This window comes from Pseudoalteromonas sp. 5Ae-yellow (genome assembly GCF_014077565.1).
GTDB lineage: Bacteria > Pseudomonadota > Gammaproteobacteria > Enterobacterales > Alteromonadaceae > Pseudoalteromonas.
Genome location: NZ_JACGWD010000013.1, coordinates 1 through 26,191, shown reverse-complemented (window position 1 = coordinate 26,191; position 26,191 = coordinate 1). Strand labels below are relative to the sequence as shown.

Genomic DNA, 26,191 nt, shown 5'->3' with positions numbered 1-26,191 from the left:
CAGTTTAACGTTGTTCAATTGAGAGAATATTATGCTTAACGCTATTAAAAATTTGGGTATTAATACTAAGCAATACGGCGATGCGCGCTGGTGGTTAGGTATGCTGCTGGTGGTTGTTTTGGCGGGGGTATCTGTTGCATTAAGTAAGTTACCTATAATGCAAAGTGCGCAATTTAGCTCTTTAACTATTGGTATAGTGCTTGGCATTATTGTGGGTAACAGTGTGTTTTCGCGTATTGCTACGCAAACCGATATAGGTGTTGATTACGCTAAAAGTATATTACTCAAAGCGGGCGTTATTTTATTTGGGTTTAGAATTACTTTTGCGCAAGTAGCGGGTGTAGGCTGGCATGGCCTATTAACCGATATAGTAATGCTGTTAGGCACATTTATTTTGGCAGTGCAGCTAGGTAAGCGCGTATTTAAGCTTGATGAGCAAACAGTAATATTAATTGGCGCAGGTAGCTCTATTTGTGGCGCAGCAGCTGTAATGGCAACCGAGCCAGTTATAAAAGCGCAGGCACATAAAGTATCGGTAGCGGTGGCAACGGTGGTGGTGTTTGGCACGTTAAGCATGTTTGCCTACCCAATCATGTTTGAGTTTATGGGACTGAGTGAACACGCTTACGGTATTTTTGTAGGCTCAACTATTCATGAAGTAGCGCAAGTGGTTGCAGCGGGCACTGCTGTAAGCGCCAATGCTGCAGATACCGCCGTTATAGAAAAAATGCTACGCGTAATGATGCTTGCGCCATTTTTAGTGGGTTTATCGTTTTGGCAAAGTAAAAAGCATGCAAAAACAAACAATAACGTGCATGGCGGCGAGCAAAAAACGGGTATTACCATCCCTTGGTTTGCAGTGTTATTTATTGTGGCAAGTGGTGTGCATTCACTCTCTATTATTCCTCAAGTGGTTACAAGCGCTATTGTATGGTTTGATAATATATTACTCACTATTGCTATGGTGGCTTTGGGTTTACGCACACATGTTGGGGCAATTCGCCAAGCGGGTATTAAACCGCTGTTACTGGCGCTGTGTTTATTTTTGTTTTTAACGTTAGGCGGCTTTGCCATTAATATAGGCATTGCTGAGCTGTTTTAAACGTTATTTGGTAAAAGTTGATTGGCGGCTTAAATTGGCCAATCAACTTCGTTTAAAGTATCCAGCTGTGTGCTGGTATTTTCATTGCCTTGCCATTTATTAGTGTAAACAGCGTGCGGATCAAACTGCGCGGTTTGTTTTTCAATATTAAAATGCCTACCACCACGCGGGTCGACCCCTACACCCGCTATATATTGCCAATTACCCCAATTAGCGGCTACATCGTAATCAATCAATTGTTGTTCAAAATAAGCCGCGCCATAGCGCCAATCAAGGCCAAGTTCGTTAACTAAGCAGCTTGCGGCAATTTGCCTTGCTCTATTTGATATATAACCGGTCGTATTAAGCTCGTTCATAATGGCATTGACTAATGGGTAGGGTGTTGAGCCATTACACCACGCAGCAAAGCGGTTTGGTATAAACGTAGTAAGGGGTTTTGTTTGCTTTTGACCTTTAAAGCTAAATAGGCTGTTGCCTGCTTTAAGTGCATGCCATTTAAAATACTCTCGCCATAGCAATTCAAATTTAATCCAGTAGGTAGACTCGTTTGTTATTTGGTTATGTTCGTACTGTTCAACAGCTTTATAAACTTGCCTCGCACTTACACAACCAAAGGCAAGCCAGGTACTAAATTTTGTGGTGTTATTAAAGCCATCAAGCTCGTTTCGAGTTGTTTTATAGGTACTTGGTAGCAAGCCCGAAAAGTACTGCGCTAAATGAGCTTGCGCACTTTTAAATCCGCCGTGCATTATCGCGTTGTTGTCATCAGTATATTCACTAAGCTCAATTGGTTTGGCCGCACATAATGTTATAGGTTGAGGGAGTAAACCTTTAGGCAGAGTTGAGGTTGTTATAGGTATGTTTACCGCCTCTACTTTTTTTCTAAATGGGGTAAAGCTTTTAGGCAGCTCGATTAAATCAAAAGGGAGGTCGCTTTGTTGAAATAGAGTGTCTTGTTGAGTTGTTTTAAATATGACATGTGGGCAATGTGCTTTTAGTCGCGCAAGTTGGCGCTGCTCATAGGTTCCAACATGTTCACTGCACACTACTTCGTCAATATGTTGCTCAGCTATACGCTGCTTTAAAACACTAACAGGTTCACCCTCAAGTACGTGCAGTGTTTGTCCGCGTTCAATAAGCGCTTGTTGCAGCTCGTACAAGCTTTGCATTAAAAACTGTTGTTTATGCGCACCATATGACTTTTGTTGGTGGTTATTATTTTTAAACCAGTGCGGGTTTATTACAAATACAATATCGAGCGCACATTGCCCAGTAGCAAGTTCGCTTAAAATAGGGTTGTCGTCTATTCGTAAATCGTTTTGTAGCCAATATAAAATACGTTTGCTCATAGGTTTGCTCAGGTTTTTAAACTCTAAAGTGGTACGAAGCAAAAGCGGGTGAGGATTAATGGTTAGGTATTTTAATTAGCTCGGCAGTTTACTTAACTAATAGAGACGGCTAAGTAAGCCGTCTCTATTAAAATTTAAATAGCTGATTTTTGCTCTGTTATCCAATCGTTTATTACATCTTCTAGCACTTCCATAGGGAGTGACCCTTGGCCGATTACGGTGTCGTGAAAGCTGCGTATATCAAACTTAGCACCTAGCTCTTTTTCGGCTTTTGCACGTAGTTCGCGTATTTTTATTTCGCCCATTTTGTAAGAGAGCGCTTGGCCTGGCCATGAAATATAACGATCTATTTGATCCTCGACCGCGCTTTGTGGCAAAGCAGTGTGATCTGCCAAGTAGTCAATTGCCTTTTGGCGGCTCCAGCCAAATGCATGAATACCGGTATCAACAACGAGTCTCACGGCACGCCACATTTCGTAACCTAAACGACCAAAGTCGCTGTATGGGTCTTGATAAAAGCCGGCTTCTTTACCTAAACGTTCGGTGTAAAGTGCCCAACCTTCACCAAATGCTGAATGGCTAAGTGTGCGTCTAAATTCGGGTACATCTAACTCCATTGCAATAGCGTTTTGTAAATGGTGCCCTGGTATTGCCTCGTGCAGGCTTAGCGCTTCTAAATTATACAAAGGTTGCAATTTAGGTGTTGAGGCTAAAAAGTAAGTGCCAGGGGAGCGGTTATCAGCAGGTGGCATATAAAACGCGCCGCGACTCGCTGAGCCTTTTATAGTAAAGGTATTACGTGGTAAATGATTAAAATAGGTTGGTAACTTGCCATACATTTTTTGCGTAATAAAGGCTGTTTTTTCAAGCAGGTCTTGCGCGTCTGTTGCGTAAAATTGCTCGTCGGTTGCTAAAAATTCTAAAAAATCGCTGTAAGAGCCATCAAAGCCTACTTTATCAATGATGTTTTGCATTTGTGTTTTTATACGTGCCACTTCTTTTAAGCCAAGCTCGTGTATTTGCTTTGGTGTGGCATTGGTTGTGGTGTAGTAATTAACTGTATATTTGTAATACTCAAGCCCGCCTTTAACGCTTGAAATACCCGGCTGCGCTCTACAGTTAGGCATGTAATCGTTTTCAAAAAAGTCGTAAAAGTGTTGATAAGCCGGAACTACTTTTGAGCTAATTAAGGCTTTTGCTTTGTTTTGGTATGTTGCCTTTTGCTCTGCTGTAAATGTATTTGGTATGCGTGTAAAGGGCTCGTATAAGGCGCTGTTTTCAGGTTGCTTAACAATATGAGCGTTAATACTCTGGCTGTAATTTTCAAATGTTTTGCAGTAGTGCGTGTAACCCTTTTCAATACCTTCTTTCATCAAGTTAATGTTTTCTTGATTAAAGCGAGGGTAGTCGGCAAGGCTTACTAAAAATGCGTTGTAATCATCAGGCGTTAAAAACGCCATATTAGCCGGTGCTTCGGCAAAGTAAGTATGCCAGCCACTTAAAAAGTTAACTTGAAAATACTTATCTTGAAAAAGGTAGCTTTGCTGCTCTGTTTCTCGCTCATATTTAAATAAACGATAGTTCATTAGCTGCTCGCTATTGAGCGTTTTAGGGTCAATACTAGCTAAGTTTTTTAACACACTGTTGTTGTAAGCTTGGCGCTTAGCAATGGCTTGCTCGGTCCAATGTGGCAATGTACCACTGGGTTTCCAGCCGTCTGGATCGGTACGAAAGAATATTTTTTCGGCTTTTGCATTTTGCCAATGGTTATCAATAATCGTTTTTAAATCAGTGTTACTGTCGGCTAGGCTTGGTAGTGGTGCAACAGCTAAACAAATAGCTAAAATACTTTTTTTAAACATAGTCATCCGTTATTGGCGAGTTAGTCGCGCTTTTTTATTTTAATTTGTGCTCAATATAGTACCAAGTTAACTTAATCAATGCGCTTACTTTTATAACTTGTGCCTCTAGGCTTTACTTTTTGATTGAACAAATTTCACTTCATAACTGAGTGGCGCACTAGTTTATTGTTTTATCAGCGTTTAGAATGATAAAAACTCATTATAAAAAATGACCGTCATGTTTAATAAAGTAATCGCCCTAATTGATGAAGCAAACAACCAAGACCCAAACAGTGAGCAATTTAATGGGGAGAGTGTTCCTAAAGAGTATTTATACTCACAGCGAATGAGCGACATGCTTAGCCGATTTAACCCCAATGCTGACGAGCTTATGCAAATTGCAGTGCGTGGGCAGCATATACAACGTTGGAAATCGCCGCGTAGCGACTTTGCAATGAACAAGCAGGGCTATCATCAATGGCGCAGTGCGCTTTATATATTTCATGCAAGTAGTGTTGTTGCGCTCATGAAGCAAGCTGGTTACGGTGAAGCTGAGCAAAACCGAGTGTACGATGCGGTCGCTAAAAAAAATATTAAACGTAACCCAGACAGCCAATTAGTAGAAGATGTAGCAAGCCTTGTATTTATTGAACATTATATGCTTGGATTTGCCAATGCAAAACCAGATTACAATGAAGAAAAATGGATTGGGATTATTCGCCGTACATGGCAAAAAATGTCAGATGAAGCGCATGAGTTTGTACTTGCAGGTAATATTACATTGCCCGGCCCGCTTGTTGGGCTTATTCATAAAGCACTTGAGTAAAGTAGTGTAAGTTAAGTATTAAAATAAAAAGGATTTTTAGAATGTTATGCCCACGTACAAATACCTCTCTTGAGCCGTTATTAATTGGCGGCATTACTGTTTTTACGTCAGCGCAAGGCGGCGTATTTTTTGATAACAGCCAAATTTTTAAATTTAGCTCGCCAGAGCTAAAGCATGGTTAGGTATTACTTAAGTATTTGAGTAATTACATTGAAGGTGAGGGCGAAGTCTCATCGCGAGTAAATTGCCCTAAATGCCCAAGTATTGTGATGATGCGCCGGTATTTTTCGCCGCTCAAAGTGGTTGAAATAGACGAATGCCCTGGTTGTGCAGGCATATGGCTTGATAGCGGCGAGCTGGCAAAAATACACGAAAACCATTTAACCCCCCGAGAGCGAAAGCTGTTAGCCCACGAAATGGCAACCAATCATGGGTTTATAATTATTAAGCCGCCAAAATCAAAGTATTACCCCAGAGCGCCTAAAAATGTTCAAGACACGACAGTTGAACGGCTGGTGCAATTAGCATTACTTAATTTTTAGTAATAAAAAACGGCGTACTAAAAAGTACGCCGTTTTTTTGTAATAAATTAACGCTTATGCAGTTTATTTATTACGGTTTTCTTTTGCAAATGCACGTATTTTACGTTTTTGCGAAAGCGTTACTTTATTAGTACGCCCTGCAAATGGGTTATCACCTTCTCTAAATTCAATTTTGATTGGGGTGCCCATAATTTTCAGTGCTTTACGGTAATAGTTCATCAGGTAGCGTTTGTAGCTATCTGGTAAATCGTGAACTTGGTTACCATGAATTACAATACGTGGCGGGTTATAACCACCGGCATGCGCATATTTAAGCTTAACACGACGACCACGAACAAGTGGCGGCTGGTGATCGGCCTGTGCCATATCCATAATACGGCGAAGCATTGCGGTGCTAATACGCTTAGTTGCTGACTCGTAAGCTTCATCAACCGATTCAAATAAATGACCAACACCTGTACCGTGAAGTGCAGATATAAAGTGTAAGCGTGCAAAGTCAATAAAGCCTAAACGGCGATCAAGCTCTGTTTTAATACGATCTTTAACGTAGTCGTCAAGGCCATCCCATTTATTAACGGCAATAACCAGTGAACGACCTGAGTTAAGCGCAAAACCTAATAAGCTTAAGTCTTGATCAGAAATACCATCGCGCGCATCCACAACAAGTAAAACCACGTTACAATCTTCGATTGCTTGTAGTGTTTTAATTACTGAGAACTTTTCAACTACGTCACTTACTTTTTTACGCTTACGAACACCGGCTGTGTCAATTAACACATACTCTTTGTCGTTACGCGTCATTGGAATATAAATAGAATCGCGCGTTGTACCTGGCATATCATATACAATTACACGATCTTCACCCAATATACGGTTTGTAAGTGTTGACTTACCAACGTTAGGGCGACCAATAATAGCAAGCTTTACAGGTTTGTCAGCAAACGCTTGATGGTCGGTATCATCTCCTTCGCCTTCTTCGTAAAGATCGATTAATTCTTCGTCATCGCCTGTTACGTCTTCGTCTTGTGCAGCTAATTCAGCGATAAGCGGCTGAAGTGTTTGCTCAAGTAATAGGGTAATACCACGGCCATGTGCAGCTGCAATGTGGTGTATTTCACCTAATGATAATTGGTAAAATTCAGCACAGTTTGAATCTGCATCAATACCATCGGTTTTATTGGCAACAACAAAACACTTTTTCTCTTGTTTACGCAAGTGATTAGCAATGGCTTGGTCAGCTACGGTCATACCTACACGAGCATCTACTAAAAACAGAACAATGTCAGCTTCTTCAATAGCTAGCAGAGATTGATCTGCCATTTCGATTTCGATGCCTTCTTCTGAGCCATCAATACCGCCCGTGTCTACCACGATAAATTCATAGCCATCGTAACTAGCTTGGCCATATTTTCTATCTCGTGTTAAACCTGGAAAATCGGCTACGAGTGCATCACGAGTACGTGTTAAACGGTTAAATAATGTGGATTTGCCCACATTGGGTCGCCCAACTAGAGCGATCACGGGAAGCATAAACTACCTCTTTAAAAAACAACAAAAGGCTTCGCAGTGCGAAGCCTTAAAAAAACCATATGACTATTAGTAACTTAGTTTGGTATTTTTACCATACTAACTTCACCATCACGGGTGTATAAAATTAGCTTATCGTCGGCAACAACTGGCTCAACAAAAAAGCCCGAGCTGTCAAAGTCTTCACGAGATACTAGCTCGCCAGTTTCTTTATTTAGCCAATGTAGGTTACCTTCTTGGTCGCCTAAAGCTAAGTGGCTACCTGCAACTGCAGGGCCTGTTAGGTACCAACCGCGTAGAGCGGGTTGGCTCCAACGTTCAATACCTGAATTTTTATCTAATGCGTAAATAACACCATCGCTATCTACTAAATAAATTGTTTGTGCATCCATCGCAATTTCGCGGTAGCTGCTGTACTCGCGTTTCCATACAACATTGCCAGAGCGAATATCTACAGCGGCTAAGTTGCCGTTGTAAGCTATAGCGTAAGCGTATGGACCGCTAATAAGTGGTTGAGTGTCTACGTCAACTAGGCGTTCAAATTCTGATGCGCCTTTAGCAACCGCAATTTCTGCGCTCCATGCTGAGTAACCACTGTCTGAAATTAATACGCTTAGCTTGCCTGTTTCAAGGCCTACTAATACACCACCGTTAGCAACGGTTGGCGAGCTTTGTCCGCGTAATGTTAGTGGTGGAACTTCTTGTTCAAAGCTCCAACGCTCTTCGCCTGTATCTGGGTGAAGGGCTAACAATTTACCAGAGCCTAAATTTACAAATATTAAGCCATCGCCTGCTGTTGGTTTAGACAGAGATTCGCCTGGTACGTTTTTACGCCAAACTTCTTCACCAGTTTCGCGATCAAGAGCAATAATAAAGCCGTGTTCAGAACCAATATAAATTTTACCATAGGCTTGCAAAATACCACCTGATAATTTTGCATTACCGTTGTCAGCCCAAGGCCAAAACGATAAATCTTGGCGTACATCGGTTTCCCATTTTGTATCGCCATTATCAAGCGAAAGCGCTTCTACTTGGCCTTCGCGGCTAGCAACATACACAGTATCTTTGTAAACTGCGGGTGTTAAACGAGAAAAATAATGCTCTACGCCATCACCTACAGATTCTTGCCAAACAACGTCAGTTTCAAATTGGTTTACAATTTCAGGAAGTACTAGTTCATCTTCATCATCACTTGATGAACAACCCATCAATGTTGCCATACATAGGGCAAGGGCTGCTGTTGTAAATTTTTTCATGCCTAAAACCTTATGCCGCTGGGCTAGTTACTGCTAGGTCATCTAACTTAATTTGTAATAGTGGGTTACTTGTTAATCCACCCGCATCTATTGCTGCTTGGTATGCAGTACGTGCTTGATCTTTGTTACCTTGCTCAGTGTAAATATCGCCTTTAAGCTCGGCAACGTTTGCATTGAATGCTTCAGGTAATGGTGCATTTAATGTAGTTAATGCATCGTCATAGTTAGTTTGTGCAATTTGAATTCGCGCTAAACGTGTAATCGCAATTGCTTTTAATTCTGTATTTTCAGTATTAGACACTATCCAGCTTAGCTTTTCGCTTGCTACATCTAATTTTTTTGCTTCTACAGCGTCTTTTGCAGCAACAAATGCAGCAAGTGTTGCGTAGTTTGTATCTTTATTTTCGCTAATAAACGCATCAGCTGAAGATAATACATCGTCGCTTTCAACAAGCGCTGTATATGAATCTGATGCTTTTTCAGCGGTAGTAATTTGGTTTTGGTTATATGCTTTCCAGCCATATAAGCCACCAAGGCCAACAAGTATGCCTAGTGCAAGTGAAATGCCGTTTTCACGGAAAAAGCGTTTAATGGCTTCTGCTTGTTGTTCTTCTGTTGAATAAATATCCATTCTTACCTCTAATGTTCGCTTAGCCGTTAATAAGCTCAGCTAATAGCGCTTTAGCTTGTTCTAATTCTAATGTGACTTGTTCTTTACGCTCGCGTAAATACTTGATGGTCACAACGCCTTTTTCTAATTCATCTTCACCAATAATCACTGCAACAAGTGCATCGCTTTTATCAGCACGTTTTAATTGTTTTTTAAAGTTGCCGCCGCCCGCATGCACCATAACGCGTAAACCCGGTACGTCTTTACGTAGTTGCGCTGCAATTGCAGGAGCTTGAATGCTTGCTTTGTCGCCCATTGCTGCTAAATATACATCAGCATTACGACGAATGTCACCTACACACTCAAGCGCTTGTAGTAATAACACTAAGCGCTCTAGACCCATTGCAAAACCAACTGCTGGCGTTGCTTTACCGCCAAGCTGTTCAACTAAGCCGTCGTAACGACCACCAGCACATACTGTGCCTTGTGCGCCTAAGCTGTCGGTTACCCATTCAAATACGGTACGGTTGTAGTAGTCTAAACCACGTACTAACTTTTCATTAACCGTATATGAGACGCCAGCAGCGTCTAAACGTTCACATAAATTTTCAAAATGTTCTTTTGATTCAGCGTCTAAGTTTTCAGATAGTTTAGGCGCATCAGTTAAAATTGCTTGTACGTCTGGGTTTTTGCTATCAAGTACGCGTAGTGGGTTTGAATACATACGTCGTTTTGAGTCTTCATCAAGCACATCAATGTGTTGCTCAAGGTAGGCTACTAACGCATCACGGTAATCTGCACGCGCTTCGTTAGACCCTAAAGAATTTAGCTCTAAACGAACGTGGTCAGTAATACCAAAGGCTTCCCATAGTTGCGCTGTTAATAAAATAACTTCTGCGTCTATGTCGGCTGTGGCAATACCAAATGTTTCTAAACCAAATTGGTGAAACTGACGGTAACGACCTTTTTGCGGTCGTTCGTGACGAAACATTGGACCCATGTACCAAAGGCGTTGTTCTTGGTTATATAGTAAGCCATTTTGATTGCCAGCACGTACGCATACTGCGGTGCCTTCTGGGCGAAGTGTTAATAAGTCGCCATTGCGATCGGCAAAGGTGTACATTTCTTTTTCTACTATATCGGTAACTTCACCAATAGAGCGTTTAAATAAGTCGGTTGATTCTACAATAGGAAAACGAATTTCTTGATAACCGAACGATGCTACTGTCTCGCGTAAAATGCTTTCTACTTTCTGCCAAACTTGTGTATCGCCCGGCAGACAATCGTTCATACCGCGAACTGCCTGAATTTGTTTTGCCACTGATAAATCCTAAATGCTGTTTATGTGTAATAAAAAATGCTTACACAACAAGAATGCTAAAAATTGACCCGCTATTATAGCGTTCTGGTCATAAAGGTAAACGCCAAACACCGCTGTTTGGCGCTTTATACGGTATTTATTCGACTATTTTTATGTCAATCGGTGTTTGGCTCTGCTTTTTCTCTATAAAGTCGCGTACATAACCCTCGAGTTGTTCAACAATATTGTTGTTATCGATACGCGCTTTTTGGCGTTCGCCATTAATATATAAGCCAGAACGACGATTTGCACCGGCAAGTCCTATATCACTAACTAGTGCTTCACCTGGGCCATTAACAACACAGCCAATTACCGAAACCGATACCGGTTCAATAATATCCTCTAAACGCTCTTCAAGTTGGTTCATGGTGCTTACTACATCAAATTCTTGACGTGAGCAGCTAGGGCAAGCAATAAAGTTAATACCGCGAGCCCGAATGCGTAGCGATTTTAAAATATCAAAGCCGACTTTAATTTCTTGAACAGGATCGGCAGCAAGCGACACTCGCAGTGTATCGCCAATACCTTCGGCAAGTAGCATACCTAAACCTACTGCTGATTTAACAGAACCTGAGCGCATGCCGCCCGCTTCGGTAATACCTAAGTGCAGTGGTTGGTCTATTTCTTTAGCTAGTAAGCGATACGCACCTACCGCTAAAAATACGTCTGATGCTTTTACCGATATTTTAAATTGGTCAAAATCAAGGCGGCGCAATATATCTACATGGCGCATAGCTGATTCTAATAAGGCTTCTGGTGTTGGTTCGCCGTATTTTTCTTGCAAGTCGCGCTCTAGTGAACCGCCATTTACACCAATACGAATAGGAATGTTATGCTCGCGTGCAGAATCGACCACGGCTCTTATACGCTCTTCGCTACCTATATTACCTGGGTTTATACGCAGGCAATCAACGCCGTATTTTGCCACTTTTAAGGCTATACGGTAATCAAAGTGAATATCGGCTACTAGCGGAATAGTCACTTGTTCTTTAATACTTTTAAACGCTTCTGCAGCGTCCATAGTCGGTACTGATACACGGACAATGTCGGCACCGGCATCTTGTATTGCCTGTATTTGTGCAACAGTTGCATCAACATCCATGGTGTCGGTGTTGGTCATTGATTGCACAGCAATAGGGGCGCCGTCACCAATAGGGACGTTACCTACATTGATTCGGGTGGATTTTCTGCGTTTAATTGGAGATTCTGAAAACATAGCGACTACTCTGCTAGTGGTAATGTAAATTTGGCTAAACGGTTTTTAGGAAATGCAGAAACATCTACAGGTTCGCCGTTTAAAGTAATGTCTACAGCGTCATGCTTACCAAGCACAACTGAAAAAGGAGGCGTTCCGCTTACGGTCATAATGTAGCCTGCTTTTTTAACGCCGAATGCTATTTTTTCGCCTTCGCCGTCGTAAATTTCAACCCAGCTTTCGCCGTTAAAGTTCATAACAATTGTACTGCTAGCATCTTCTTGGCTTGCGTTGTTAGAGGCAATAGGGGCCGTTTCTGTAACTGCTTCTGCGCTTGTTGATGTTTCACTAGAGGTACTTTGTGATTCTAATAATGATTCATCGTCAATTTCGGCTTGTTGCTGTTGCTCTGAAATACTGGGTTGAGCGGCTTGGCGCTCGCTCATTTTTGAGTTGGCAACGTTTATGTTACTCGTTTGCTCTTCAATTGGGGTGGCGTTTTGCCAAAACCATAAAGCAGATGAGCCAATAACAATCGCTAAAATTAAATAGCTGAAAAACATTAAACGGCTGTCATTAGCTTCTTTTTCTGTTCGACGCGAAAAGCTCTGCATATTAGCGGGCTTTGTTGGCTCCGGTGGTGCTGGCATCATCGCTAATATAGGTGTGCTATCTACTTTTAATTCACGGCAGTAGTTTTTTATATAGCCTTTAACAAAAGTTATTGGGCCTAGTAATATAAATTCATCATTCTCAAGGCGTTTAATTTGCAGCTCAGACAACTTTAACGGTGCAGCGATAGTCGCTATGCTAACGTTTGCTTGTTCTCTGTGATTTTTTAATATTTGGCCTACAGTTGGCTGTTCGCTCTGTGTTTGCGTATTTTCTTCATTCATAATGTGTATGAGTCTGGATCCACTAGTAAAAGTTTGTGCCCTGGTTTTAATGCTATATCAGGACTTAATTTATTCCATCGCATTAATTCATCAATTAATACATGCCGCTGGGTAGCTATATCGTAAAGGGAATCACCAGCTTTAATTTCGTAATAAATATTTGGATCGTTTAGGTATATTTTACTTCCATTCATTACCCGATCCGACTCTTTTAGACCATTCCATTGGAGGAGTTTTTGTAGTTTAACATTGTATCGCACCGAAATGCTAAATAGGTTTTCGCCAACAGCAATTACGTGAAATGGCACGCGTAAAGGCGATACTTTAGGGTTAAGCATGGGAAGCTCTGTTTTTTGTACTGCTTCGTAACTTTTAAATTCAATATCGACATCATTTTGATAGCTGCTATTTTCAAATACTGTTGTATTTTTAGTCGCTTCGTAGAATACCACGTCACTACTATTTTTTTGTGCAGTAACTGCGGGGGCTGAATTACTATAGTTACTAGTTTGCTGCGAATTAAACTGGCCTGTTTTAGGTGCACCAAACGAAATTATTGTTACTTCGTCATCAGCCTTAGTTGCTTGCTTTGCTACTACAGCTGCTTTTTGAGGTTCGTAAGCAGGCTTAGACTTTTCAGGAACTGCTCCTATTGAATCAGCAGAGTCGTGTTCAGTAGTAAGTGCAAGCATAACAGCCGATGTATCGGTAGGTTTACTTGGCACAACGGCTTTAGAAGTCACTACTTTAGAAACTTCTACTTTTTGAGCTGTTGCTTGTTTTGCTATTACGGCTGTTTTGTCGACTTGCTTAGTGGCCGCATTTTGGGCTGCCTCAACTTGCTCTTCTCTTGCTATAACCGGGTTTACATCTTGGTTATTTACTGTTGCGAGTTTTTTATCTGTTTTTTGCTCATTGTTTGTTACTAAGCTTGTTGAACCGTCTTGTGATGAACGTTTTTTTCTAATTACTTTTATTTTTGGCTTCGAACTAACGTGTGCGCCGCTTTCATCATTTTTTAGTTCTTTTAACTGCGCTTTACGGTATTTTTCTCGCAGTATTTCAAACTCATTAAAACGTGTTCTTTTCTCTTTTAATGCATAGGCTTCGTTGCTGGTTGAGTAAGTTTGTAAAATAGTGCTGGAAATTTTTTCAGCCTCTTCTATTCTGCCCATTCTGTTTTTTACAAGGTAGCTAAGCATTAATGCACGAGAAGATACTCGTCCCGTACTGTCGTAGCGTTTTAAAAGTTCACTGGCTTTGTATAAGTCACTTTTTGCGTAATACAGTGCAGCTAAGCTAATTAACGTAGATGTACGTTGAGAACTGTGATTAAGTGCTTGTTGAAAATAGCTTTCTGCATTTTCAAAATCATCAAATTCAATGGCACATAAGGCTAAATTTTCGTAACTTTCGGCAACGCGAATATAGCTTGGTACTTCAATGGCTTTTAAAAATTGATCTGTAGCACGATCGTATTCATCGATACCACATAAAAACACACCGTAGTTATTAAGGGTATTAGGATCGTCAGGCTTTATTTCGAGTGCTTTTTGGTAGGCTTTATCAGCTAGCGGGTTTTCGCCTACTTGTTGATAGTAATAAGCAAGAGAGTAATGTACTTCAGGTAGGTCAGGAGCAAATGCAGCTGCACGTTCTAAATTGTATTTGGCTTGTGAGTTGTTACCCGTTTTTAAATACTGTAGGGCTAAAGCAATTCGTGTTCGTGCTGCGCCAGTATTGTTAATTTTATTTTCGACGACGGGTTTATTACTGCCGTTATAACTACTTTCGCTAACACAGCCACTTAAGGCAAGTGTGGATAGTGTTATAGCAAGTATAGATCGCATTACCTTATCTCTTTATTTTTAGTCCATGGCGCCTATCTTACCTAAAACCTTTAGTCTTGCATCATTTATTTAAAAATAAACAACTTAACCACCCTACGTGACTAATTCCTGTAGGGTGGCTACAGATTATGCTTGGTGGATATTAACGCTAATCGCGTTATCGTCACGCATTTTCTTTTTAGCTAAACGTTTAGTACGGTCAACTACGTCACCTACTAACTGTCCGCAGGCTGCGTCAATGTCGTCCCCGCGAGTACGACGAACAATACAGGTAACGCCCGCTGCTTGTAATACTTTTGAAAAGCGGTCAATGCGACTATTACTTGAACGCGTATATTCATTCCCCGGAAACGGGTTAAACGGAATAAGGTTGACCTTACAAGGTGTGCCTTTTAACGTTTGCACTAGTGCATGAGCCTGATCGGTGCTGTCGTTAATGCCATTAAGCATAACGTATTCAACTGTGACGTCTTTATTGGCTTTCGAACCATCGATGTAACGACGACACGAGGCTAAAAACTCTTCAATAGGGTACTTTTTATTAACCGGTACTAAAATGTCACGCAGTGCGTTGTCTGGTGCGTGAAGTGAAATAGCAAGTGCTACGTCAATTTTCTCTTTTAATAAATCAAGAGCAGGCACAACCCCTGAAGTACTTAATGTTACGCGGCGCTTAGATAAACCAAAGCCCCAGTCGTCCATCATTAGTTCCATTGCTGGCACTACGTTTTTAAGATTAAGTAAAGGCTCGCCCATACCCATCATTACAACGTTAGTTACAGGGCGCTTTTCGCTATGACCATCAAGGCCTATATCTTTAGCTACACGCCAAACTTGACCAATAATTTCAGATACTTTTAAGTTACGGTTAAAGCCTTGTTGAGCAGTAGAACAAAAAGTACACTCAAGAGCACAACCCACTTGTGATGATACACATAAAGTAGCGCGCTCTTTTTCAGGGATCCATACAGCTTCTACTTCTTGGCCGCCTTCCAAAATAAGTGCGTACTTAATAGTACCGTCGCTTGCTTGTTGGCGAACTGTAATTTCTGGCGCTACAATTTCGCACTCAGCTTTAAGTTTTTCTTTAAGTTTTTTGTTTACGTTACTCATTTCGTCGAAGTTATCTACGCCAAAATGATAAATCCATTTCATCACCTGGTCACTACGAAACGGCTTCTCACCGAACGATGCAAATAACTCGCGCATTGCGTCTCGGTTTAAATCTAATAAGTTAATCTTTTTTTGCTCGGTCATGAAACAACCTCAATCGGTGACGGTGGAGATAAAAATTTACGAGGACGAATTGTACACAATTCACTCACTTTAATCATTAAGTAAAACATCATGAGTTTACTAATTAATACTTTACGTAATGACTAAAAAAGGGCCCGAAAGCCCTTTTCATTTTGTTAACGAATTCGAATTAACGAGTACGTGAACAAAGCTCTTCGTCAGCGAAGAAGTACGCGATTTCGTGAGCAGCAGATTCAACAGCATCAGAACCGTGAACAGCGTTTTCGTCGATGCTATCAGCGTAGTCTGCACGTAAAGTGCCAGCTAGTGCTTCAGCAGGGTTAGTAGCACCCATGATTTCACGGTTTTTAAGAACAGCGTTTTCGCCTTCAAGAACTGTAACCATTACTGGACCAGATGTCATGAAAGATACTAAAGCGCCAAAGAAAGGACGTTCGCTATGTTCTGCGTAGAAACCTTCAGCTTTCTCTTGTGAAAGGTGAACCATTTTAGCTGCAACGATTTTAAGGCCAGCAGTTTCGAAACGGTTGTAGATAGCGCCAATGTGGTTTTTAGCAACTGCATCAGGTTTTACGATTGAGAAAGTACGCTCTAAAGCCATCTTTATGCTCCAATAATTTTAAGTAAAAGTGTGAATATTAACGGGCGCGAATTATACGCGTTTTAAGTGAAAAATCCTAATTTTATTAAAAACCAGTTTGATTGCTGTTTTATGATCTCGATCAAATTTAAATTATTAGCCATATTTATACTGCTGCGCTTGTGTTTATGTATTTTTCAATAACACCAATTTCACTGGATTAATGCTTAATTTTTCAATCAAATTGGTAAAACTCATGTAACTGGTTTAAACCCAGTTCGATGTATGGAGCGCACATGTTACCCGTTATTTCTTCAATGCCTTTTATTCCTGAATTATTATGCCCCGCAGGCAGTTTAAAAAACATGCGCTACGCGTTTGCTTATGGCGCAGATGCGGTTTATGCGGGGCAACCTCGTTATAGTTTGCGTGTGCGTAATAATGAGTTTGACCTAGAGACCCTGCAAATAGGCATTAGTGAGGCGCATGCGCAAAATAAAAAGTTTTATGTGGTGTCTAATATTGCGCCGCATAACGCGAAAGTTAAATCGTATTTACGTGACATTGAACCTGTTATTGCTATGGGGCCTGATGCGCTGATTATGTCAGACCCTGGTTTAATTATGCTAGTTCGTGAAAAATGGCCTGCGATGCCTATTCACTTGTCGGTGCAAGCAAATGCGGTCAATTACGCGAGTGTACAATTTTGGGCAAAGCAGGGGATCGAACGGGTTATTTTATCAAGAGAGCTGTCGCTCGAAGAAATAACCGAAATACGCACACTCTGCCCAGACACCGAACTTGAAGTATTTGTTCATGGCGCACTGTGTATGGCGTATTCGGGGCGTTGTTTGCTCTCTGGTTACATAAATAAGCGCGATCCAAATCAAGGCACATGTACTAATGCATGTCGCTGGGATTACGATGTAAAACCTGGTGTTGAGAACGAAACTGGCGAAATGGTACATAAAATTGATCCCAAACAGGTTATTCCTACACTGGGCGAAGGTGCGCCGAGTAACGATGTATTTATGTTAGAGGAACAAGGTCGCCCTGGAGAGTATATGCCTGCATTTGAGGATGAGCACGGCACGTATATTATGAACTCAAAAGATTTACGCGCTGTGCAATACGTAGAGCAGTTAATAAAAATGGGTGTACATAGTTTAAAAATAGAAGGGCGTACTAAGTCATTTTATTATGTAGCGCGCACAGCACAAGTTTATCGTAAAGCAATAGACGACGCGGCTTCGGGTAAACCATTTGATACTAACTTATTTAAAACACTCGAAAATCTAGCACATCGGGGCTATACCGAAGGCTTTTTAAAACGCCATGCCCATCAAGATTATCAAAACTATGAGTACGGTCATTCTGTATCAACTAAACAGCAATTTGTGGGAGAAGTACTTGGGCGCGACGAAAATGGCTTAGTTGAAATTGACGTTAAAAATAAATTTTGTACAGGCCACTCCTTAGAGCTTATGACACCACAGGGTAACATTACTTTTAGGCTTGAATATATGGAAAACAAAAAGGGTGAAATTATTAGCGATGCTAAGGGCTCTGGTCACATTGTAAAAATCGCACTAGATGAGGGGATTAACTTAGAACACGCTATTTTAATGCGTAACCTTGATGAGCACCAAGATACACGTAATCCATTTAAACAAGCTGTTTAGCTACAGCTGAATATAGTTTTTTCAAAAAACTCGGGGTTATAAAAACCCCGAGTTTGCGAATTTATTTAAAATAATATTAATTATTTTTCAAGTTTCTTTAGCTTATCTCTTCGCTCTTTACGTTTTTGTTTTAATGTTTTGCTTGCATGCTTTTTAGGTTTTTCTTTACTCATTAAAAATAACTCCAATTAAATATATAAAATTAATAAATAAAAATTGAAATAATTTACTCTATATTTCCTCCTTAATATTAATGGCTATTATTTCCCAAAGGTGGGATTCCCCAGCTTCTTTATATTCAATAATATGATTTATTTTATGCCCTAAAAGAGCGACCCCAAGAGGAGAGTGAAATGATACGTCACTAATAAAGTACCTTCGTTGGCTTGGAGGCACTAAAGTTATGCGGCGCTTAAAACCGGTGGTTATATTTTTAATGACCACCGTGCTATTAATTTGTACATGTGGATTGAATTTTGACCAAGGCCGCTGTGAATACTCGACTTCTTGTAGTAAATACGCAAGCTTCAGCGGTTGTAATAGTACCGCTGCGTCTGTGAAGTCATTTTTAGACAGGAAAGATTTTTTACGCTCGAACAGAAAAGAAAGCACGGACTAATCCCCACAAAAACTAAATCGAATTTAAATATATTAAGGTACAGTGTAACTGCCGAGTGTAAGGGTTACACTCGGCTTAAATTCCGAAGGTGGTATTTGTTTTTAGCAGGTATGTGATTAAAGTAAACATATTGTCCTCTTTGTTTAAATCAATCATATTGAGTTTAAAAATAAAGTCAATTGAGTTTTAGGTTAAAAATATATTGTCGATATAATGACAGTTTAAAACTGTTTTTTATGTTTTTATAAATTCGTTATTTTTCACTGAAGTGTTGTTATTTCTGTGTGTTAGTTGCTCACTATGTGATTGAAGTTAATCGACTAAATTGTTAAGTGCTATTTATGAGATCTATAGTGCCACTTATGCATGTTTATAATATTTATAGATTAAATATACTGGTGTTGTTGTTTATTAAAGTGTAATTGTGTGGCTAGTATTTTATTATGTGAAGCCTAAGCTGCTTATTTTATAGAGTAGAAGCTAGGTATCGGGTAACGCTCTTGTAGTGGCTACGTGTTTTACAGCTGAACCTTTATGTAATAGTTACTCCATTCAACAATGTTAAATAACCACTTTTTATTCGGGTTTATCAAAGTAAATTATAAAGGGTCTCATTTATATGTGGATAATTTTTGCATTACTCGCCACTGTTTTTTTTGGTGCGCGAGGAATAATGTACCAATGGACGTCGCAAAAAAAGATTAATCGTAATCTATTATTATTCGGTGTTTTTTTTGTAGGGTTCATAATTAGCGCGCTAGGTACTGTAATATTTGAACACACATGGTACGGCTGGGCTGACATTACTGTTGGACTCGCTTTAGGTTTTGGATCTTTTGCGGCTAATGGGTTTTTGCACAAAGGGTTTTCGGTTGGGAAAGCGTCTTTAATTAGCATCCTGTCGGGGTTAACGCCTTTATTTGTGCTTTTATTTGCCTTTTTATTATGGCAAGAAACCTTAACTGTTATTCAATTAATCGGCTTTTTTATTATTTTTGGCGGTCTTTATATTATTCGCTATTCCAGCGATATCTCATTAAGTAATTTACAAGGTGCGCAATGGGGATTACTCGCGGCACTGTCCTTTGCGTTTAATGATTTAATGGGTAAGCAATCAACGCTTCTTGAGGCGGATACGTTTGCAACTTTAACGTCTATGTTTGGTTTTGGTAGCTTTCTTTTTGCCGTTAGTTGGTTAGTAAAGCGTAAAAAAATGCTAGCAGAGCAAGGCTCTTCTCAAGCGTATTGGTCTGCCGGTAAAACATTTTCGTGCGGGTTACTTATTGGTTTAACAAATGTAGCTGGCATGGTTGCAATAATATCGGCTTTTGCTATTGGTAATACAGGGTTAGTTTCAGCGATTTCAGGTATGAATATTTTAATTATTTTGTTGTACTCACGCATCATTCTAAAAGAGTCTTTTACACGGCAAGAAGTTATAGGATTAACAACGGCATTTTTAGGTGTAATTGTACTAAGGCTTAGTTTTTAAAAGATGAATTAGCTTAATTACTTTGCTGTAAAAAGCATACACTGCTACCTATTAGTAAAGTGTTGCAGTGTATGCTCTATCAGTAAACGCACTCGATAAGGGATTTGTTTTCTGTCGCGATAAAGCATAGAAAATGGCTGTCCTTTGCTTTGCCAATCAGGAAGAATGCGTTTAAGCATCCCGGCTTTAATAAGTGGTAATGCTATATAATCAGGGATGTAGCTAATACCCACACCAGACTCAACTGCTTGTTTCATCATTTGAATTTCATCAACTTCCAATCGAACATGTGTGTTTGGATTAAAACTGTACTCTTCGCTCGTTTGCTGATTGTTTAATTGCCACGGAACCAACCCAACGCACGTAATTTTTGGGTGCTGCTCTAATTGTTTAGGATGAGTGATGGATTGATAATCATGGTCTGGGTGAGCACAAAGCACATTATGAGTAAGTTTAAGCTCTCTAATAACCCAATTATCAATGGCTGGGTTTCTTATTCTAAACGCGATATCAATCCCTTCTTTTTCAATATCAATAAGATTATTTGAAAAGCGTAAATCTAATTGAATATCGGGATATTGCAGTAAAAATTCACAAAAAATAGCACTTAAAAAGTGTTTACCCATGTAAATGGGTGCAGAGATCCTAATTTTCCCTTTAGGTTGGTCTTTCTCATCATAAAGTGCTTGCTCAATACACTCTACTTCGTCAAATAACTTGCGGTAGCGGTCGTAATATAATTCGCCAGTATGCGTAAGTGTTACCCGATGAGCATCTCGATTTAGTAACGTTAATTGCAGAGCTTGCTCTAATAAACGTATTCTACGGCTTAGAGTTGATAGTGACATATCAAGGCTTGCTGATGCTTTTTTAAAGCTACCTAGTTTTACTATGGTGCAAAAGTAACGTAAATCATCGAGAGAATAAATAGCTGCCATCAGAACTACTTTATTATTTAGGAGATAGACAATATTAACAGCGGCACTTTAAAATTTCATTAGAGATTAAAAGTAGAGAAGACCGAGGTTTTTATTGATAAAGATCAACAAAGGAAAAGTTAATAAAATGCATAATTTAACGCTGTTAATCATATTATTTAAAATACAGCAGTGAATGCTCTATTTTTTCATTTTTTCATTTTTTGTTTTATATGAACTTTAATGAACGAGGTTTATAAGTGGCTCTACTCATAAATAGTAAATGCATTAACTGCGATATGTGTGACCCAGAATGCCCTAATGAGGCTATTTATATGGGCGCTAAAATATACCAGATAGATGCTAGTAAATGTACTGAGTGTGTAGGGCATTATGATAAACCTACTTGTGTAAGTGTTTGCCCTATTGACTGTATAAAGCCCGATCCTAATAAGCATGAAAGTTTAGATGAGCTGGCTGATAAATTTGTGCTGTTAACTAACTTATAACTTGTTTAGGTATTTTGCTAAGCCGCTTTTTACTATTGGCTAAAAACTATCTACATTACTTATTTAGCTTGTAGTTAAAGTCCGCTGTCATGCATTTTTAGTTTCAATCAAATTTTATTACCTTCATTAATTATCAATTATATTGTGTTACCTTAAGGCTTTATAAACTCAAGTATTAATCTAAGTTTTAGATTGCATTCTATAGGAGTCTATTTTGCATATAGGTATTAACGCTATTCAGGCTGTATCTTCAAAACAAGCAATATTTATTAATGATGAGTGCCGAGTATTTGTAATTGGCGATCTTGATGGTGATTTACCTGCCTTAAAAAGCGCACTTAATAACGTAAATTTTAACCCTGAAAGAGATACTTTGTTTTGCCTAGGCGATTTTGTTGATCGCGGGGATAAAACATATGACTTATTTACATACTTACAAGCCATTAGGGCATGTATGATATTAGGTAATCATGAGCATTTAATGTTGGAATCATTATTAAGTAATGATGAAGCGGCTTTTAAATTATGGACTGACAATGGTGGCAATTGGCACAAGTCGGTATCGAGTGAAAAGCTCAATGTTATGTGCGATGAGTTACTAACTAAGCCTCTTTCAATAGTACTTGAATATCGTGGTTATAAAATTGGGTTGTCTCATACATTTGCCCAATCGTGGGATTGGGAAAATTACCCTGATGATAAATCGGTGATTGTGCAATCTTTATTGTGGGATCGCGAAGTAGTTAAACAAAATAAGGTAGTTAAAAGTCATGGAGTCGACTTTTCAATACATGGACATAACTCAACTAAAGCACCTTTTTGGGTGGGTAATAGTTATCATATAGATACCAATTATTATGGTGGAAAGCCGACATTACTCGAGCTTTCAGAGGTTATTGCTACATTTGAAAAGTCATCTGATCTTTAGGGGTTTCTACTTTTTAAATATTATTCGGCAGCTTTGCTTTTTAAAATGTAAGCTGCTGACTACCACACCTAATTATCCCCTTTGTTTTTTCTATACACTCTATGATTTATGCACCGTAATTATTTTATTAAGCTATTAAATACAACAAAGCCGCTCTTAGTTTATTAATTGAGAGCGGCTTTGATGTGTGGGCTGGGTTTTAACTTTCATTTAATAGGTATAAATACAGTTAAAAGAGACGTTTATTTAATTTAATATTGTTGGTTAACAAACGGTTAAGTTTGGCTGTGTAGAATTGGGAACAATTTTTGCCATTACGTGAATAATTTGCGTAAAAGGACTAACTTCTCGCTTTAGTTTTATGAGCAGATTTAAATGGAACAGCCTCTCACATGATAGTAGCAAGTATATACCCTTTCCCTTTTTCAACGTTTTGTAAGTCATCACTTTATGTATCAATTTTTTCTGCTTTGGGTTCTACGTGTGCTTTTGCAGCGCAAGAAAACGAAAACTCGCAGCACACAAAAGATATGGAAGTAATAGAGGTACGTGGCATCCGTTCAAGTATGGCCGAAAACTTAGATGTAAAACGCATGTCTGGCTCAGTGGTTGATGCAATTACAGCGGAAGACATTGGGAAGTTCCCTGATAAAAACGTTGCGGACTCTCTTCAGCGTGTACCTGGTGTGGTAATTGAGCGTGACGGCGGAGAAGGTTCATCAGTTAGTATTCGTGGTTTGTCGTCGGCGCTAACTTTTACACAGCTTAATGGTAATTTTATTGCGTCTTCTCCGGGAGAGCCTTCGCGTTCGTTTGATTATGCTTTGTTACCGTCTTCGATGATTGAAAGTGTAGAGGTTTATAAATCGCCAGAGGCACGCTTAGATGAAGGAGGGGTTGGTGGTACTGTATTAATGCATAGCCGAAAGCCTTTGAGTATGGATGCAAACTCAGGTGTATTTAATGTAGAGAGTACTTACGCTGATGTTACAAAAGAGTACGAACCGCAGTTTACGGGTTTATATTCATGGAAAAACGACAACGAAAACTTTGGTGTATTAGTTGGCTATACCTATCAGGAACGAACAAACAGGACACTTTCGGGAGGAACTGATGCAAATGTATGGCGCTACACTGGCGGTGGACAACCTACAGATATAAATGGTAACGCAGTTAATAACAATAATGGTTGGGATACTATTAATGATGCAAACGGCAACAGTTACGATGGTGTTTGGTTTCCACAAGTTGTGCGAGGCTCAGTTCTTAACGAAAAACGTGAGCGCGAAGGAATTCAAGTTAGTACACAGTGGCGACCAACAAATCGTTTAGAGCTTGGATTTAATTACTTTGGCTTTACACTCGGCCAAGACAGGACTGAATCTGTGATTGATATACCTGAGTGGTCTTTAAATTCTGATTTTTTAACTGATGTAAATCTTGATGAGTCGGGAAGTATTGTTACTGGTATGCAATACGATGCGATGGCAAGCGGTATTGAAAGTGATATGCAGTTTCCGTGGATGCGCGGCAGTTATGTATGTGAAGAATCCACCTCCGATACCTTTGATTTTAATTTAACTTATGAAGGCGATAATTTTAAAGCGCGTTTTGTTGTGGGTAATACAAAATCAGAAGGGGGGCCGGAAGAAAGCAGGGAAGCTGCATATAAAAGTTCAAACGCGGGCGAAAACGCCACTGCTATTCAAAATGCTGCTCAAATGGCAGGCTGGTCACTCAACCAAAATAATGTATCACTTAATATTGACCCTAATACACTAGCTAACTTGCAAAGTGGAATTGGAGGCGGTCGTGATGCGGGCTCTTCAAACTCAAGTTTTGTACGCAGTGAGTTAGAAGAAGATTATTACCAAGCTGATGTGGATCTTTATGTTGATTGGGGCTTTTTAAAAACAATTAGAACCGGTGTCAAATATCGTAACTCCACGCTTCATCGTGAAACTGGCAATACCTTCTTTTTAGATCCTAATTTTGATATTGCTGCGGGCGAAGCAAGCGAGCAAGGTATTACGCGTTTCGACAGCTACCAATGGAATGGTGGAATGCCATTAGCTCAAAATGTATTTACTAGTGAGAGTAATATTGTTGGTGGTTTTGATATAAACCAAATGCCAAGTATCGACTGGGATAAATATCGCGATATGGTCACTGCTAGCTATGTACCTTATACACGTATTGAAGATAACTTTGTTTACGACATTGAAGAGAAAATATCTGCTTTTTATATTCAAGGCGATTTTGAGTTTAGTGAAGTAAGAGGTAATTTGGGCGTGCGTGTTGTGCAAACAAAAACACTTACTTCATCTACTGACTTATATACCTACCAATTAGATCACACAAATGACGAAACAGGCGAGCCAGTAACTGGTGACGCACGCTTTGTAGAAGACTATCAATTAGTCACTCAGCAAAACGAAGACACTCAAATACTACCAAGCTTTAATATAGCGTGGGATGCAACTGACGATTTAGTTATTCGTGGGGCAATAGCAAAAGTAATGTCTCGTCCTGATTACAGCGATTTAGGTGCGCAGCAGCGTATTACGTTCGTATCGGATGAATGGGCAAATGATAGAGCTGCATTTAATGAACAGCCAGGTTTTAGCGGCAGTGGTGGTAATAAAAACTTGAAGCCATTTGAATCGGTGCAAGCTGATTTATCTATTGAGTATTATTATGCAAAGGGTTCTGCGGTTGGATTGGCACTTTTTCATAAGAAAGTAGATAACTTTGTTGTGCCACTGGTAATTGATGTAGAGCAAAACTTTGCCGGTAAAAATAATATAGTAGATGCAGGAACCATTAATATAGCTCCGTATAGCACTGTAGGTAATGGTACCGATGCAATATCTAAAGGCGCGGAAGTATTTATTCAGCATGCGTTTGATAATGGTTTTGGTTTTTACGCAAACTACACTTATAACAAAACTAACAAAGCAGATGTAACCGTAAATGGTAAAGAGTTTGGTCAATCGGCATTAATAGGCAGTGCAAAGTATCAGTACAACACCTCTGTTTATTATGAAGGTGACGCTTTTAATGTGCGCGCTTCATATAACAAACGAGGGGAGACAGTATTAGGCCTTAATAGTGGTTTAAATGTATATCAAGATCCGTACGAACAGGTTGATGTTAATGCATCGGTTAATTTGTATGAAGGGCTAAGCTTAACAGCTGCTGTTATTAATTTAACTAAGTCGGAATCGGTAACGCGTTTAGGTGATGATACAGATGCACGGTTACTTAATACAAGCTATTCAGGGCGACGCTATTACGCAGGCTTTAATTATAGTTTTTAATTAACGGTATACGTAAGACTTTATTAAACGCCAACTAAAAACTGTAGTTGGCTTAGCCTAACGCACCTAATATTGTAGTTTTATGTATGCACATAGTTTAACTGCTCATATATTGGTGGTTTAATAGGCAAAAAAAGCCCCGCAGTCCTTTATTTGTATAGCTTTCATACTAAATTCATTTAATTGTCAAAAAGCTGAAATAAAACATTGACCCCCGCTCGAATCTCCCTATAATGCGACCCCACTGAGACAGAAAACGCCAACGCATAGCGAGGCACGAACTACTCAGAGAGTTAAATAAGACTTCGGTTTTAAATTATCTAAAAAGAAAGTTTAAAACTAAGTGTTGGCTCAAAAAATAAAGGGTGTATTATTCGCATCCCTTGAGGCGCTAAAGCGACTCAAGACGTTCTTTAACAATATAAAGCAATCATCTGTGTGGGCACTCGTACAGATTGAGTTCTAACAGCCAACCTACTTAGGTAGCGAGGCAAACAAATTAGAGTCTCAATTGAAAACTGAGTGACCAACAG

20 protein-coding genes and 1 pseudogene are annotated in these 26,191 nt (G+C 39.6%); 8 read left to right on the top strand and 13 right to left on the bottom strand.

Features of this window, described 5'->3' with window-relative positions:
- Positions 1–31: 31 nt before the first annotated feature.
- Positions 32–1,102 (top strand): YeiH family protein, encoded by a 1,071-nt coding sequence (locus tag H4J63_RS05660; protein WP_182195147.1) that lies wholly within the window; start codon positions 32–34, stop codon positions 1,100–1,102.
- A gap of 29 nt (positions 1,103–1,131) precedes the next feature.
- On the opposite strand, the gene H4J63_RS05655 is transcribed toward H4J63_RS05660, so the two are convergent.
- On the bottom strand, positions 1,132–2,451 hold the full coding sequence (locus H4J63_RS05655; protein WP_182195145.1) for a DASH family cryptochrome: 1,320 nt from the start codon (positions 2,449–2,451) through the stop codon (positions 1,132–1,134).
- A 134-nt stretch (positions 2,452–2,585) separates the two neighbouring features.
- Positions 2,586–4,313: a DUF885 family protein gene (locus tag H4J63_RS05650; protein WP_024605507.1), complete on the bottom strand. Its 1,728-nt coding sequence runs from the start codon at positions 4,311–4,313 to the stop codon at positions 2,586–2,588.
- 217 nt (positions 4,314–4,530) lie between these two features.
- Between H4J63_RS05650 and H4J63_RS05645 the strand changes: the two genes are divergently transcribed.
- Together H4J63_RS05645 and H4J63_RS05640 are read left to right on the top strand one after the other, a co-directional pair.
- A complete protein-coding gene (locus tag H4J63_RS05645) occupies positions 4,531–5,118 on the top strand; it encodes a DUF4202 domain-containing protein (RefSeq protein WP_182195142.1) in 588 nt (195 codons plus the stop codon).
- A 41-nt stretch (positions 5,119–5,159) separates the two neighbouring features.
- Positions 5,160–5,660 (top strand): annotated as a pseudogene (locus H4J63_RS05640) (zf-TFIIB domain-containing protein).
- A gap of 63 nt (positions 5,661–5,723) precedes the next feature.
- On the opposite strand, the gene der reads toward H4J63_RS05640, so the two are convergent.
- The 9 genes from der to ndk all read right to left on the bottom strand — a co-directional run bounded on the left by der (position 5,724) and on the right by ndk (position 16,212).
- Entirely contained in the window at positions 5,724–7,190 is a 1,467-nt protein-coding gene (gene der / locus H4J63_RS05635) for a ribosome biogenesis GTPase Der (protein WP_182195139.1), read from the bottom strand.
- Between the two features lie 74 nt (positions 7,191–7,264).
- On the bottom strand, positions 7,265–8,443 hold the full coding sequence (gene bamB / locus H4J63_RS05630; protein ID WP_007583433.1) for an outer membrane protein assembly factor BamB: 1,179 nt from the start codon (positions 8,441–8,443) through the stop codon (positions 7,265–7,267).
- Positions 8,444–8,453: 10 nt separating this feature from the next.
- Positions 8,454–9,074, bottom strand: a complete 621-nt coding sequence (locus H4J63_RS05625) for a tetratricopeptide repeat protein (protein WP_182195137.1) — start codon at positions 9,072–9,074, stop codon at positions 8,454–8,456.
- Between the two features lie 19 nt (positions 9,075–9,093).
- A complete protein-coding gene (gene hisS, locus H4J63_RS05620) occupies positions 9,094–10,374 on the bottom strand; it encodes a histidine--tRNA ligase (RefSeq protein WP_008168943.1) in 1,281 nt (426 codons plus the stop codon).
- 136 nt (positions 10,375–10,510) lie between these two features.
- Positions 10,511–11,629, bottom strand: a complete 1,119-nt coding sequence (gene ispG / locus H4J63_RS05615; protein WP_024604283.1) for a flavodoxin-dependent (E)-4-hydroxy-3-methylbut-2-enyl-diphosphate synthase — start codon at positions 11,627–11,629, stop codon at positions 10,511–10,513.
- 5 nt (positions 11,630–11,634) lie between these two features.
- Entirely contained in the window at positions 11,635–12,504 is an 870-nt protein-coding gene (locus H4J63_RS05610; protein WP_182195134.1) for a RodZ domain-containing protein, read from the bottom strand.
- A complete protein-coding gene (gene pilW, locus H4J63_RS05605) occupies positions 12,501–14,354 on the bottom strand; it encodes a type IV pilus biogenesis/stability protein PilW (protein ID WP_182195131.1) in 1,854 nt (617 codons plus the stop codon). The genes H4J63_RS05610 and pilW overlap by 4 nt, the downstream gene beginning before the upstream one ends.
- A 126-nt stretch (positions 14,355–14,480) precedes the next feature.
- Positions 14,481–15,611 (bottom strand): bifunctional tRNA (adenosine(37)-C2)-methyltransferase TrmG/ribosomal RNA large subunit methyltransferase RlmN, encoded by a 1,131-nt coding sequence (locus H4J63_RS05600; protein WP_024597874.1) that lies wholly within the window; start codon positions 15,609–15,611, stop codon positions 14,481–14,483.
- 169 nt (positions 15,612–15,780) lie between these two features.
- Entirely contained in the window at positions 15,781–16,212 is a 432-nt protein-coding gene (ndk, locus tag H4J63_RS05595; protein WP_182195128.1) for a nucleoside-diphosphate kinase, read from the bottom strand.
- 275 nt (positions 16,213–16,487) lie between these two features.
- Between ndk and yegQ the strand changes: the two genes are divergently transcribed.
- On the top strand, positions 16,488–17,873 hold the full coding sequence (gene yegQ / locus H4J63_RS05590; RefSeq protein WP_182195127.1) for a tRNA 5-hydroxyuridine modification protein YegQ: 1,386 nt from the start codon (positions 16,488–16,490) through the stop codon (positions 17,871–17,873).
- A 231-nt stretch (positions 17,874–18,104) separates the two neighbouring features.
- Here the strand turns inward: yegQ and H4J63_RS05585 are convergent, their stop codons facing one another.
- Entirely contained in the window at positions 18,105–18,485 is a 381-nt protein-coding gene (locus H4J63_RS05585) for a GreA/GreB family elongation factor (RefSeq protein ID WP_182195124.1), read from the bottom strand.
- A 626-nt stretch (positions 18,486–19,111) separates the two neighbouring features.
- Between H4J63_RS05585 and H4J63_RS05580 the strand changes: the two genes are divergently transcribed.
- Complete coding sequence (locus tag H4J63_RS05580) at positions 19,112–19,984, top strand: DMT family transporter (protein ID WP_010554966.1); 873 nt, start codon at positions 19,112–19,114, stop codon at positions 19,982–19,984.
- A gap of 44 nt (positions 19,985–20,028) precedes the next feature.
- On the opposite strand, the gene H4J63_RS05575 is transcribed toward H4J63_RS05580, so the two are convergent.
- Entirely contained in the window at positions 20,029–20,922 is an 894-nt protein-coding gene (locus H4J63_RS05575; RefSeq protein ID WP_182195122.1) for a LysR family transcriptional regulator, read from the bottom strand.
- 239 nt (positions 20,923–21,161) lie between these two features.
- Here H4J63_RS05575 and H4J63_RS05570 point away from each other — a divergent pair, with 239 nt between their 5' ends.
- The 3 genes from H4J63_RS05570 to H4J63_RS05560 all read left to right on the top strand — a co-directional run bounded on the left by H4J63_RS05570 (position 21,162) and on the right by H4J63_RS05560 (position 25,658).
- Entirely contained in the window at positions 21,162–21,410 is a 249-nt protein-coding gene (locus H4J63_RS05570; protein WP_182195119.1) for a YfhL family 4Fe-4S dicluster ferredoxin, read from the top strand.
- Between the two features lie 214 nt (positions 21,411–21,624).
- Positions 21,625–22,338 carry a metallophosphoesterase gene (locus H4J63_RS05565; RefSeq protein WP_182195116.1) on the top strand — a complete coding sequence of 238 codons (714 nt, stop codon included), beginning with the start codon at positions 21,625–21,627 and terminating at the stop codon, positions 22,336–22,338.
- A gap of 392 nt (positions 22,339–22,730) precedes the next feature.
- On the top strand, positions 22,731–25,658 hold the full coding sequence (locus H4J63_RS05560; RefSeq protein ID WP_182195114.1) for a TonB-dependent receptor: 2,928 nt from the start codon (positions 22,731–22,733) through the stop codon (positions 25,656–25,658).
- Positions 25,659–26,191: the final 533 nt, after the last annotated feature.

Coding starts and splice junctions, on each gene's coding strand:
- H4J63_RS05660 (WP_182195147.1), top strand. CDS start 32: ATGCTTAACGCTATTAAAAATTTGGGTATTAATACTAAGCAATACGGC.
- H4J63_RS05655 (WP_182195145.1), bottom strand. CDS start 2,451: ATGAGCAAACGTATTTTATATTGGCTACAAAACGATTTACGAATAGAC.
- H4J63_RS05650 (WP_024605507.1), bottom strand. CDS start 4,313: ATGTTTAAAAAAAGTATTTTAGCTATTTGTTTAGCTGTTGCACCACTA.
- H4J63_RS05645 (WP_182195142.1), top strand. CDS start 4,531: ATGTTTAATAAAGTAATCGCCCTAATTGATGAAGCAAACAACCAAGAC.
- der (WP_182195139.1), bottom strand. CDS start 7,190: ATGCTTCCCGTGATCGCTCTAGTTGGGCGACCCAATGTGGGCAAATCC.
- bamB (WP_007583433.1), bottom strand. CDS start 8,443: ATGAAAAAATTTACAACAGCAGCCCTTGCCCTATGTATGGCAACATTG.
- H4J63_RS05625 (WP_182195137.1), bottom strand. CDS start 9,074: ATGGATATTTATTCAACAGAAGAACAACAAGCAGAAGCCATTAAACGC.
- ispG (WP_024604283.1), bottom strand. CDS start 11,629: ATGTTTTCAGAATCTCCAATTAAACGCAGAAAATCCACCCGAATCAAT.
- H4J63_RS05610 (WP_182195134.1), bottom strand. CDS start 12,504: ATGAATGAAGAAAATACGCAAACACAGAGCGAACAGCCAACTGTAGGC.
- pilW (WP_182195131.1), bottom strand. CDS start 14,354: ATGCGATCTATACTTGCTATAACACTATCCACACTTGCCTTAAGTGGC.
- H4J63_RS05600 (WP_024597874.1), bottom strand. CDS start 15,611: ATGACCGAGCAAAAAAAGATTAACTTATTAGATTTAAACCGAGACGCA.
- ndk (WP_182195128.1), bottom strand. CDS start 16,212: ATGGCTTTAGAGCGTACTTTCTCAATCGTAAAACCTGATGCAGTTGCT.
- yegQ (WP_182195127.1), top strand. CDS start 16,488: ATGTTACCCGTTATTTCTTCAATGCCTTTTATTCCTGAATTATTATGC.
- H4J63_RS05580 (WP_010554966.1), top strand. CDS start 19,112: ATGTGGATAATTTTTGCATTACTCGCCACTGTTTTTTTTGGTGCGCGA.
- H4J63_RS05575 (WP_182195122.1), bottom strand. CDS start 20,922: ATGGCAGCTATTTATTCTCTCGATGATTTACGTTACTTTTGCACCATA.
- H4J63_RS05560 (WP_182195114.1), top strand. CDS start 22,731: ATGATAGTAGCAAGTATATACCCTTTCCCTTTTTCAACGTTTTGTAAG.